Genomic DNA, 11,847 nt, shown 5'->3' with positions numbered 1-11,847 from the left:
CAACGGCCGGCCTCATGAGCCGACCATGGAGGTGCAGGATAGGAAGCCCCACCGAAGAAATGGTTAACGAAGCGGCGATCCGGCCGGAATGGCGTAGGCGCGCAGAAAGATATCGACGGCGAAGGCCGCGTCGGCGGCGATCTCATTGGGGGCGGGATGTTCGATCCGGCCGATCAGCATCTGCTGGTGGCATCCGGACAGCGAAAGAGACAGCAATGCGCGCGCGGCATCGACCGGGTCGTCCTTGCGAATCTGGCCGCGCTCCATCGCGCCCTGAAGGAAGTCGGCCAGCAGCAATCGTGTGTTTTGCGGCGCCAGATCGTAGAATATCTGACCGAGTTCGGGAAAGCGGCGGCTTTCCGAAATGATGAGCCGATGCAGCGCGCCGGCTTGGGTCGACGTCACCTTCTGGATCAGGCTGAAGCAGACGGTCTTGAGGGTTTCGTCCAGCGGCCCTTCCGGATCGAGCAATTGGGACAGGCGTGCACGATAGGCGCGGGCCACCCGGTCGAGCACGGCGGCGAACAATTCCTCCTTCGACGGGAAGTAGCTCCATAGCGTGCCCTTCGATCCGCCCAGTTCCGCCGCAATGCCCGACATGGTGGTGCCGGCAAAGCCATGTTTGAGGAAATAGCCCTGCGCCACGGTCAAGATCGCATCGCGGCGATCCATGCGGCGTATTTCCCTTTTGCTGGGGGTAAGAGGGCAGGCTGGCTGTGTCATAAAATCATACTATAGAGTACGCTATTTCGGTTGACAAGGCATTGCGCGAGGCGCAAGGGCGATATTCATACTAGATGGTACGGTTAGATATGTCCGTGAGTCGCACTGCCAAAGTCGCCCGTCTGGGCGGTATGGCCTCTTCCCTATTGTTGCTGGCTGCCTGCGCCGCCGTCCCCGACCTGGGCGCGAAGCCCGAACTGCGCACGGCTGCGAGCGTCGCGGCTGAGCGCAGCCTGGCCTCTGCGCCAACCGCCTGGCCGGGCGATGGCTGGTGGACCGCCTATGGCGATCCGCAGCTGGACCAGCTGATCGCCGAAGGGCTGCGATCGTCGCCGGACGTCGCGGCGGCGAGCGCCCGTTTCCGCAAGGCGGCCGGTATGGCGCAGCAGGCGGGTGCCGCGCTGTTGCCGTCGGTCGATCTGGAGGCGAGCGGCGCCGCGACCAAGCAAAGCTATAATATGGGCATGCCCAAGGCGTTCGTGCCGCAGGGTTGGCTGGGCACCGGGCGTGCCGCGCTGGACCTGGGTTTCGATCTGGACCTGTGGGGCAAGAACAAGGCGGCACTGGCCGCCGCCACGTCGGAGACGCGCGCTGCGGAGATTGATGCGCAGCAGGCCCGGCTGGCGCTGACCACGGGCATTGCGGACGCCTATGCCGATCTGGCGCGACTGCATGACGAGGCGGATATCGCGCGGCAGACGCTGGACATCCGCATGGCGAGCCAGAAGCTGGCCGCCGATCGACAGCGCAACGGGTTGGATACGCGCGGCAGCGTGCGCCAGGCTGATGCCACCGTATCGTCCGCAAAGGCGCAACTGGCCGCCGCCAATATGGCGATCGAAATACGCCAGCATCAGATCGCGGCGCTGATCGGTGCGGGGCCGGATCGTGGCCTGTCGATCAGCCGGCCCAAGGTGGGCGCGCTGGCACCGCTGGGCCTGCCTGCCGATGTCACCACCAATCTGGTCGCACGCCGACCCGACATTGCCGCCGCGCTGGCCCGCGCGCAAGCGGCGGCCAAGCGGATCAAGGTGGCGCGCGCCGATTTCTTCCCGGCGCTTCGCCTGTCCGCCCTGGTCGGTTTCCAGTCGCTGGGCTATGATACCGTCTTCAACGGCACATCGGCCACGGGTACGCGCAAGCCGTTCATCGACAGCCTGTTCGACAAGGGATCGCTGTTCGGCAATGTCGGCCCGGCGATCAGCCTGCCGATCTTCCATGGCGGTGCGTTGCAAGGCCAGTATCGTGGTGCGCGGGCGACCTATGACGAGGCGGTCGCATCCTACGACAAGACCGTGCTGGCCGCCTATCAGGAGGTCGCCGATGCGGTGACGACGCGCAAGACGCTGGACCAGCGCCTAGTCGATGCCCGCGCGGCCGTGGCCGCGTCGCAGGATGCCTATGGCATTGCGCAAAAACGTTACAAGGGTGGCCTGTCCACCTATCTCGACGTGCTGAATGTCGAGGATCAATTGCTCGGCGCGCGCCAGTCCCTTGCCGGGCTGGAGGCAAGCGCCTTCTCCACCGATATTGCCCTCATCCGTGCGCTGGGCGGCGGTTTTGCCGCCAGCGACTTCCAGTCCAAGGATCGTCCCAATGGCTGATGCCACGCCCGAAACCCCCGCGCTGGAAAATGGCGCAACGGACAATGACGCGCAGCAGGATGCCCGCCAGTCGGCGCGCAAGACATGGTTGATCCGGCTGGGTCTGGTCGTCGTCGTAGGCGGCGTGCTGTGGGCCGGCTGGTATCTGCTGGTCGGACGCAATCATGTCGCGACCGACAATGCCTATGTGAATGCCGAAATGGCGCAGGTCACGCCGCTGCTGTCGGCCCAGGCGACCGAGGTGCTGGTGAGCGACACGCAACAGGTCAAGCGCGGCGACATATTGGTGAAGCTGGACCCGACCGATGCGAAGATCGCGGTGGCCCAGGCGCAAGCGGACCTGGCCGAAGCCAAGCGCAAGTTCCGCCAGACCAGCGCGACCAGCACGTCGCTGGCAGCGCAGGTGGATGCACGCGGCGCGGACATCGTGCAGGCGCGCGCGCAGTTGACGAGCGCGCAGGCCGATTTCGACAAGGCGCGGATCGACCTGCAACGGCGCGAGGCGCTGGTGGGTGACGGCGCAGTATCGGGCGATGAAGTGACCAGCGCGCGCAAGGCCTACGCCTCTGCCCGTGCGGCACTTGAGTTGGCTCGTGCCGGTGTTCAGACCGCGCAGGCGACGCGCAGCGCGGCCAGCGGCCAGTTGGCGGCCAATGACGCGCTGGTGCGGGGATCGACGATCGATACGGACCCTGCGGTGATGGCGGCGCAGGCCAGGCTGGATACGGCGAAGCTGAACCTTGATCGGTCCGTCATCCGCGCGCCGATCGACGGCGTCATCAGCAAGCGGCAGGTGCAGGTCGGCCAGCGCGTGGCGCAGGGCAGCCCGATCATGAGCATCGTGCCGCTGCGTGAGGTCTATGTCGACGCGAACTTCAAGGAACGGCAATTGCGCGACGTGAAGGTCGGCATGCGCGCCACGGTGACGTCCGACCTTTATGGTGGCGACGTCGTCTATCATGGCAAGGTCGTAGGCTTTTCGGGCGGCACGGGTGCGTCCATGTCGCTGATCCCGGCGCAGAACGCGACCGGCAACTGGATCAAGGTGGTGCAGCGTCTGCCGCTGCGCATCGCGCTCGACCCCAAGGAACTGGCGGCGCATCCGTTGCGCGTGGGCCTGTCCATGGATGTCGAGATCGACCTGAGCGATAAGTAAGGCCAAGGACAAGGAACGCCCGGCGATGAGCGGCGACGACGATATTTTCTCGCGGCTTTCCCCGCGCCGCCGGACGCTGGCGGGCCTGGTGCTGGCGGTGAGCAATCTGATGGTCGTGCTCGACCTGACGATCGCCAATGTGTCGGTCCCGCACATCGCCGGCAACCTTGGCATATCGCCCGATCAGGGCACCTGGATCATCACATCCTATGCGGTAGCGGAAGCGATCTGCGTGCCACTGACCGGATGGCTGGCGCAGCGTTTCGGCGTGGTGCGCATGTTCACCTGGGCCATGATCGGCTTCGGCCTGTTTTCCGTGCTGTGTGGCCTGTCCTCGACGCTGGGCATGCTGGTCGCCTGCCGCATCGGGCAGGGGATTTGCGGCGGGCCGATCATGCCCATGTCGCAGACGCTGCTGATGCGCATCTTCCCCCCGGAAACGCGCGGGCGGGCGATGGGCATGTGGGCGATGACCACGTTGATGGGGCCGGCATTGGGACCGATCGTCGGCGGTTACATCAGCGACAATTGGAGCTGGCACTGGATCTTCTTCATCAACCTGCCGATTGCGGTGGTGTGCATTTTGGCGGCGCAGGCGCTGTTGAAGCCGGTGGAGACGGAAACGGCCAATGTCCCGATCGACAAGATCGGCCTGTTCCTGCTGGTCTTCTGGATCGGCTGCTTGCAAGTGATGCTGGACATCGGCCGCGACCATGACTGGTTCGCCGATCCGTTGATCCTGGCGCTCGCGCTGATGGCGATCATCGGCTTTATCGCCTTCGTCATCTGGGAATTGACCGAGGAGCATCCGGTGGTGGACCTGCGCGTGTTCCGCCATGTCGGCTTCAGTTCCGGCCTGTTCACCATGTCGCTTTGCTTCGGTTCCTATTTTGCGAGCATCGTCGTCATCCCGCAATGGTTGCAGATGTCGATGGGATATACCGCGACATGGGCGGGCATCATCACCGCGCTGACGGCGATGGCGGCTTTGTTCACTGCGCCGATCGCGGGTGCTCTGCTATCGCGGGTCGACGTGCGGTTGATGATTTCCGGCGCGGTGGCGTGGATCGGCATCATGTCGCTGGTGCGCGCTCATTGGACCAGCGGTGTCGATTTCAACACCATGGTCATCCCGCAATTCGTGCAGGGTTTTGCCTTGCCCTTCTTCTTCATACCACTGACGACGCTGACTTTGGGATCAGTGCTGCCCCGTGAAACGGCATCGGCCGCGGGCCTCCAGAATTTCGTGCGGACCATGGCGACGGCGATCGCGACGTCGCTGGTGCTGACCAGCTGGGGCGATGCGCAGCGCGTGTCACGCAACGACATGGCCGGCGTGTTGCAGCCCGAGCAGACGCAGTCGGTGCTGTCGAGCCTGGGCTTTTCCACCGAACAGGCGCGCCAGACCATTTCCAACCTGGTGGAGCAGGAGGCGATCGTCATGGCGGTCGATCATGTCTTCTTCCTGTCGGCGATCATCCTGTTTGCAGCCGCCGTCATAGTATGGATCGCGCCCAAGCCGCGCGCCAATGTGGACACGTCCTCTGCGCATTAAGGCAGGCTGACGCGGCGGGTGATGCCGATCGCGATGTTCGTGGATCAATTCGGCGACGGCATGAGCGGCGTGGCGATCGACGCGGGGGGGCTATGTCGTGGATGGCCTGCGGTCTCGCATCTGCCCGGGCATTGCCGCCGCCAGCGTGGCTGCGGCGAGCGGTAGGGCGTTGCTGACATTATGGGGCGCCGCGCGCGGGCTGACTCAGGTGGCGGCGCATCGAAGGCGGGCGAGGCGGTAGCGGGCATATTGCCCGGCGGATGTGATGGCAGGGGTGGCGCTTCCCGTGTGACGGCTCCCTATCGGCCCGAACGGCCTTTATCGGGAGAGGTTCGCCAGATCCTCCGGCCGGTTGATGTTGGGCAGGATGAGGTCGGGCATTTCCACCACGCGCGCGTTGATGCGGTTTAGCCAGCCAAAGATGGAGCGGCTATTGTCTTCACCCAGATGAGCGTCCAGTTCCGGCGCCAGCGTGGCGGGCCACCAGCCGAGCAGCTGCTGGCCGTGCAGGATTGCCGCGCCGTCACCGATAAGCGCGGCGGGCAAGGCGGCAGGATAGAGCGGCATGTCGCAGCCGGTGGTAAGGACGCCGGCAAAACCGTGGTGGAGCGCATGATGGAGCGCGGCGTTGAGGCCGCCCAATGGCCCCATATCGGCATGGGGGCGATCGGCCAGTCCGCCGTCCCGGCCACATATCACCACCTCCGCCACATGAGGGGCAAGGCCGGCCATCGCATGATCCAGCAGGGTGCAGCCGTTCAGCAGGGCCAACGCCTTGTCGCTGCCGAAACGACTGGAGCGACCGCCGGCCAGCACCGCGCCCAAAATCGGTTCGTCGCGCATAAGCGTCTCCCTTGATAGCCATGCTCTATAAGGCATAAGGTGCCAAAATGCAGACCCGCCTTGTCGAATATTTTCTGGCGCTGGAGCGCGAAGGCCATTTCGCGCGCGCGGCGGCGTATTGCAACGTGTCGCAGCCAACCCTGTCCGCCGGCATCGCCACGCTGGAGGCGCAGCTGGGCAAGCGACTGATCCGGCGCGATCGCAAATATGGCGGGTTGACGGCGGAGGGGGAAGCCATACTGCCCTGGGCGCGGCAGTTGGTGGCAGCAGCCGACGCATTGGGGCAGGCCGCGGAAATGGCGCGCGGGCCGCTGAAAGGCGAATTGCGGCTGGGAGCGATCCCGGCGGCGATGCCGGCGATCGGCTGTCTGGTGGCGGCGATGCTGGCGCGGCATCCTGGTTTGAACGTGTCGATCCGGGCGCTGACCTCGCGGCAGATCGAGCGGGAACTGGCAGCGTTCGAGCTGGACGCGGGATTGACCTATCTGGATTTCGAGCCGCCTGCCCATGCGCTGTCCGTGCCGCTCTATGTCGAGCGGACGATGCTGGTCAGCGCGGTGGATGGCGTCCTGATTCCAGACCCGCTCGATTGGGCCGATCTGGCGCAGTTGCCGCTTTGCCTGTTGCATCAGGGGATGCAGAATCGCCGGATATTGGATGCGCGGCTGGCGGAGCGGGGACTGGCGCTGCGGCCATTGGTGACCGCAGATAGCTACATCGCGCTGCTGGGGTTGGTGCAGCAGGGGCGGCTATGCTCGATCATTCCGGATAGTCATGCCAATCTGCTCGACGGGCTGGCCTGGGCACGAACGCATGCCATGCCGGAAACGGGCGAAGGCAGTCGTGTCGGTGTGATCGTTTCGGACAGCGCGCCGATGGGGCCATTGGCGCAGGCCGTGCTGGGCGTGGCGCGCGACCTGCGCCTGCCCGCCGGTTTTCGGATTTCATGATAGCCATTCTCTATCAACGATGCTGGACTTCGATTTGACCTGCTGACGGCCCGTGCGCAGGATCACGCGCAAAATGAGCCAAAAGGCAGGGCATGATGCAAGAGTTTATCGGCGCCTGGACCGCGCGCCATGGCACGACGCGCGATCGGCTGTTGCCGCTGCTCCACGCGATGCAGGAGGAGGGTGGCTATATTGACGATGCGTGGGTGCCCGCAATCGCCAGCGCGCTGAATCTCAGCCGCGCCGATGTGCATGGCGTCATCACCTTCTATCATGATTTTCGTCGAACGCCGCCGGGTCGCCATGTGGTGAAACTGTGCCGCGCGGAAAGCTGCCAGGCGCGGGGTGGCGCGGCGATCGAGCAGGCTGCGGCCCGGCGGCTGGGCGTGGCGATGGGGGAAGTGCGGGCCGATGGGCAGGTGGCGCTGGAGCCGGTCTATTGCCTGGGTCTGTGTGCGGTTGGCCCCAATGCGCTGGTGGATGGGCGGCCGGTGGCGCGGATCGATGCGGCGGCGCTGGAGCGGATTGCGCTGGAGGTGGCGGCATGAGCCGGGTTTTCATCAGCGGCGACATGGCCTCGGTCGCGCTTGGCGCTGACGAGGTGGCGCGCGCCTTTGCGGACGCCGGGTGCCACGTTGTGCGAACCGGATCGCGCGGGTTGTTCAGTATCGAACCACTGGTCGAGGTGGAGACCGACGAAGGGCGGATCGGCTTTGGGCCGGTCGGGCCACAGGATGTGGCAGCCGTGCTGGATGGCAGCCATGCGGGGCGGTTGGGCACGGTGGAAGATTTGCCCTTCTTCGCCGGGCAGCAACGTTTCACCTTCGCGCGCTGCGGGGTCATCGATCCGCTGAGCCTGGACGATTATGCGGCATTGGCCGGCTGGCTGGGCCTGGAGGCAGCGCGGGCGCGGGCGCCGCAACAGGTGGTCGATGCGGTCAAGGCGTCGGGTCTGCGCGGGCGCGGCGGCGCGGGCTTCCCCACCGGGATCAAGTGGCAGACCGTTTTGGATGCGCCCGCTGGCGACAAATATATCGTCTGCAATGCGGACGAGGGCGATAGCGGCACCTTTGCCGACCGGATGCTGATGGAGGGCGATCCCTATTGCCTGATCGAGGGTATGGCGATCGCCGCCTATGCCGTGGGCGCGGGGCGTGGCTACATCTATATCCGCTCCGAATATCCCTACTGCATATCGACGATGCGCGCGGCGATCGAGGCGTCGGCGCCTCTGGTCGCGCCGTTCGTGCTGGAAGTGCGCGAGGGCGCGGGTGCCTATGTCTGCGGTGAGGAGACGGCGCTGCTCGACAGTATCGAGGGCAAGCGCGGGCAGGTGCGGGCCAAGCCGCCTTTGCCGGCGCTCAAGGGGCTGTTCGGACAGCCGACCGTCATCAATAATGTGCTGTCTCTGGCCGCCGTGCCGTTCATCCTGTCGGAAGGGCCAGAGGCCTATGCGGCGGTTGGCTTTGGTCGGTCGCGCGGGACGATGCCGGTGCAGCTTGCAGGCAATGTGCGACATGGCGGGCTGTACGAGATCGGGTTCGGCATCACGCTGGGCGAACTGGTGAACGAAATCGGCGGCGGCACGGCAAGCGGGCGGCCGGTGCGGGCGGTGCAGGTGGGCGGGCCGCTGGGCGCTTATTTTCCGCCGTCCATGTTCCATCTGCCGTTCGACTATGAAGCCTTTGCGCAGGCAGGCGGGCTGATCGGCCATGCGGGCATTACCGTGTTCGACGACAGTGTCGACATGGCGCATATGGCACGCTTCGCGATGGAATTCTGCGCGGCGGAAAGCTGCGGCAAATGCACGCCCTGCCGGATCGGATCGACCCGCGGGGTGGAGATCATGGACCGGATCATCGGGGCGCGAGAAAGCTCACACTCCGTTCGTGCTGAGCTGGTCGAAGCACGCGCGCACGCTTCGACAGGCTCAGCACGAACGAAAGAGGGATATCTGAATAGAGCCCTCTATTCCCGCGCGCCGGACCGGATCGACGTGTCGATCGAGGCGCAGACCAGCCTTTTGCGCGACCTGGCCGACACGATGAAATATGGCTCGCTCTGCGCCCTGGGCGGTTTCACGCCTTATCCGGTGTTGAGCGCGCTCGATTATTTTCCTGAAGATTTCGGCGCGCCTGCGCCCATCAAGGAAGCAGCGGAATGACCTACGCCCGCGAAACCGATCATGGTACGCCGCCCGCGCTGGCGACGGGCAAGAGCGTCACCCTGACCATCGACGGGCAGAGCGTGACCCTGCCCGAAGGGACCAGCATCATGCGGGCGGCGTCTCTGTTGGGTGGTTCCATCCCTAAACTGTGCGCTACTGACAGCGTGGAGAGTTTCGGGTCGTGCCGCCTGTGTCTGGTCGAAGTGGAGGGGCGCAATGGCTATCCTGCATCCTGCACCACGCCGGTCGCGGACGGCATGGTGGTGCGCACCCAGACCGAGCGACTGAAGCAGCTGCGGCGCGGCGTGATGGAACTCTATATTTCCGATCATCCGCTCGATTGCCTGACGTGCGGCGCAAACGGCGATTGCGAATTGCAGGATCAGGCCGGCGCGGTGGGCCTGCGCGATGTGCGTTATGGTTATGATGGCGCCACGAACATGGGGCAGGCGAAGGACCAGTCGAACCCCTATTTCGATTTCGATCCCAGCAAGTGCATCGTCTGTTCGCGCTGCGTGCGCGCGTGCGAGGAGGTACAGGGTACCTTTGCGCTGACGATCGAGAATAAGGGATTTGAGTCGAAGGTTTCGCCGTCGCAGGGCGAGGATTTTCTGGGCTCCGAATGCGTATCCTGCGGGGCGTGCGTGCAGGCCTGCCCGACCGCGAGCCTGATCGAGAAGGCGGTGGTGGAGATCGGCACGCCCGATCGCGCCGTCGTCACCACCTGCGCCTATTGCGGCGTGGGCTGCACGTTCCGCGCGGAAATGCGGGGCGAGGAGCTGGTCCGGATGGTGCCGTGGAAGGACGGCAAGGCCAATCGCGGTCATAGCTGCGTCAAGGGGCGCTTTGCCTGGGGCTATGCCCAGCATCAGGACCGTATATTGAACCCCATGATCCGTGCGTCGGTGAGCGAGCCATGGCGCGAAGTGTCGTGGGAGGAGGCGATTGCCTATACCGCGTCGGAGTTTCGCCGGATTCAGGCGAAATATGGGACGCGCTCGATCGGCGGGATCACCTCCAGCCGTTGCACCAATGAAGAGACGTTTCTGGTGCAGAAGCTGATCCGGCAGGGGTTCGGCAACAATAATGTCGATACGTGCGCGCGGGTGTGCCATTCGCCGACCGGCTATGGCCTCAGTCAGACATTCGGGACGTCGGCAGGGACGCAGGATTTCGACAGCGTGATGCAGGCGGACGTCATCCTGGTCATCGGGGCCAATCCGACCGACGGGCATCCGGTGTTCGCCAGCCGCATAAAGAAGCGGCTGCGGCAGGGCGCGAAGCTGATCGTCATCGACCCGCGGCGTACCGATCTGGTGCAATCGCCCCATGTCGAGGCGGAGCATCATCTCCCCTTGCGGCCGGGCACCAACGTTGCGATGCTGACGGCGATCGCCCATGTGGTCGTGACTGAGAAGCTGTATGACGAAGCCTTCATCCGCGCACGGTGCGACTGGGACGAATTCATGGACTGGGCGGCGTTCGTGTCGGAACCGGCGCGCTCGCCCGAGGCGATCGAACCGCTGACGGGCGTGAAGGCGCAGGATGTGCGCGCGGCCGCGCGGCTCTATGCGATCGGGGGCAATGGCGCGATCTATTATGGCCTGGGCGTCACCGAACATTCGCAAGGATCATCGACCGTCATGGCGATCGCCAACCTCGCCATGGCGACCGGCAATGTCGGACGCGAAGGCGTGGGCGTAAATCCGCTGCGGGGGCAGAATAATGTGCAGGGGGCGTGCGACATGGGCAGCTTCCCGCATGAGTTCAGCGGCTATCGGCATGTGTCGGACGATGCGACGCGCGGGCTGTTCGAGCAGGCTTGGGGCGTGACGCTGGATGCCGAACCGGGGCTACGCATCCCCAACATGCTCGACGCCGCGACCGATGGCACCTTCAAGGGCCTGTTCGTGCAGGGCGAGGATATATTGCAGTCCGACCCCAATACCCATCATGTCGCGGCGGGGCTGGCGGCGATGGAGTGCGTGGTGGTGCAGGATTTGTTCCTCAACGAAACCGCCAATTATGCGCATGTCTTTCTGCCCGGATCGACCTTCCTGGAAAAGGACGGCACCTTCACCAATGCCGAGCGGCGTATCCAGCGCGTGCGCAAGGTGATGGCGCCGCTCAACGGCTATGCCGATTGGGAGATCGTGCAGCTGGTGGCGAACGCCATGGGGTTGCACTGGGACTATAGCCATCCGTCGCAGATCATGGACGAGATCGCGGCGTTGACGCCGACCTTTGCCGGTGTGCATTATGACCGGCTGGAGGCGGAAGGATCGCTGCAATGGCCGGCCAATGATGCCGCGCCGGACGGCACGCCGACCATGCATATCGGCGGCTTCGTGCGGGGGAAGGGCAAGTTCGTCCTGACAGACTATGTGCCGACCGACGAGAAGACGGGGCCGCGCTTCCCGTTGCTGCTGACGACCGGCCGAATCCTCAGCCACTATAATGTCGGCGCGCAGACGCGGCGGACGGCCAATACCGCCTGGCACCCGGAAGACCGTCTGGAAATGCACCCTAGCGATGCCGAGAACCGGGGCTTGAAGGATGGCGACTGGGTGACGCTGCGCAGTCGTGCTGGGGAGACGACCTTGCGCGCGCTCATCACCGAACGGGTCGCGCCGGGCGTAGTCTATACGACTTTCCATCATCCCGAAACGCAGGCGAACGTCATCACAACCGACTATTCGGACTGGGCCACCAATTGCCCGGAATATAAGGTGACGGCGGTGCAGGTGATGGCGTCCAACGGGCCGAGCGACTGGCAGCAGGATTATGCCGAGCAGGCGCGCAACAGCCGCCGCATCGCGCCATTGGAAGCGGCGGAATAAGGCGGGCAC

The 11,847-nt window shown here is 64.8% G+C and carries 9 protein-coding genes; 7 read left to right on the top strand and 2 right to left on the bottom strand.

The window, feature by feature from the left end; genetic code table 11:
* Positions 1 to 63: 63 nt before the first annotated feature.
* A complete protein-coding gene (locus tag AC07UX_RS09365) occupies positions 64 to 723 on the bottom strand; it encodes a TetR/AcrR family transcriptional regulator (protein ID WP_495191621.1) in 660 nt (219 codons plus the stop codon).
* 89 nt (positions 724 to 812) lie between these two features.
* Here AC07UX_RS09365 and AC07UX_RS09360 point away from each other — a divergent pair, with 89 nt between their 5' ends.
* The 3 genes from AC07UX_RS09360 to AC07UX_RS09350 are packed head-to-tail and all read left to right on the top strand — an operon-like array spanning position 813 to position 5,038.
* Positions 813 to 2,327, top strand: coding sequence for an efflux transporter outer membrane subunit (locus tag AC07UX_RS09360; RefSeq protein ID WP_495191620.1), 1,515 nt, complete (start codon positions 813 to 815; stop codon positions 2,325 to 2,327).
* Positions 2,320 to 3,483 carry an EmrA/EmrK family multidrug efflux transporter periplasmic adaptor subunit gene (locus tag AC07UX_RS09355; protein ID WP_495191619.1) on the top strand — a complete coding sequence of 388 codons (1,164 nt, stop codon included), beginning with the start codon at positions 2,320 to 2,322 and terminating at the stop codon, positions 3,481 to 3,483. The genes AC07UX_RS09360 and AC07UX_RS09355 overlap by 8 nt, the downstream gene beginning before the upstream one ends.
* 25 nt (positions 3,484 to 3,508) lie before the next feature.
* The gene (locus AC07UX_RS09350; RefSeq protein ID WP_495191618.1) at positions 3,509 to 5,038 is read left to right on the top strand and encodes a DHA2 family efflux MFS transporter permease subunit; all 1,530 of its coding nucleotides are present in this window, start codon (positions 3,509 to 3,511) and stop codon (positions 5,036 to 5,038) included.
* Positions 5,039 to 5,356: 318 nt separating this feature from the next.
* Here AC07UX_RS09350 and mobA read toward each other — a convergent pair whose 3' ends face one another.
* The gene (gene mobA / locus AC07UX_RS09345; RefSeq protein WP_495191617.1) at positions 5,357 to 5,881 is read right to left on the bottom strand and encodes a molybdenum cofactor guanylyltransferase; all 525 of its coding nucleotides are present in this window, start codon (positions 5,879 to 5,881) and stop codon (positions 5,357 to 5,359) included.
* 47 nt (positions 5,882 to 5,928) lie between these two features.
* On the opposite strand from mobA, the gene AC07UX_RS09340 reads away from it, so the two are divergent.
* The 4 genes from AC07UX_RS09340 (at position 5,929) to fdhF (ending at position 11,838) form a co-directional block, all read left to right on the top strand.
* Positions 5,929 to 6,831 carry a LysR family transcriptional regulator gene (locus AC07UX_RS09340; protein ID WP_495191616.1) on the top strand — a complete coding sequence of 301 codons (903 nt, stop codon included), beginning with the start codon at positions 5,929 to 5,931 and terminating at the stop codon, positions 6,829 to 6,831.
* A gap of 95 nt (positions 6,832 to 6,926) precedes the next feature.
* Complete coding sequence (locus AC07UX_RS09335; RefSeq protein WP_495191847.1) at positions 6,927 to 7,379, top strand: NAD(P)H-dependent oxidoreductase subunit E; 453 nt, start codon at positions 6,927 to 6,929, stop codon at positions 7,377 to 7,379.
* On the top strand, positions 7,376 to 8,995 hold the full coding sequence (locus tag AC07UX_RS09330; protein WP_495191615.1) for an NADH-ubiquinone oxidoreductase-F iron-sulfur binding region domain-containing protein: 1,620 nt from the start codon (positions 7,376 to 7,378) through the stop codon (positions 8,993 to 8,995). Before AC07UX_RS09335 ends, AC07UX_RS09330 begins: the two co-directional genes overlap by 4 nt.
* Positions 8,992 to 11,838: a formate dehydrogenase subunit alpha gene (gene fdhF / locus AC07UX_RS09325; RefSeq protein WP_495191614.1), complete on the top strand. Its 2,847-nt coding sequence runs from the start codon at positions 8,992 to 8,994 to the stop codon at positions 11,836 to 11,838. Before AC07UX_RS09330 ends, fdhF begins: the two co-directional genes overlap by 4 nt.
* Positions 11,839 to 11,847 lie beyond the last annotated feature (9 nt).

The sequence above is a fragment of the Sphingobium sp. GW821-FHT02B05 genome, assembly GCF_059421905.1.
The sequence above is the reverse complement of the archived record's forward strand: the minus strand, read 5'-3'. Positions and strand labels throughout refer to the sequence as shown.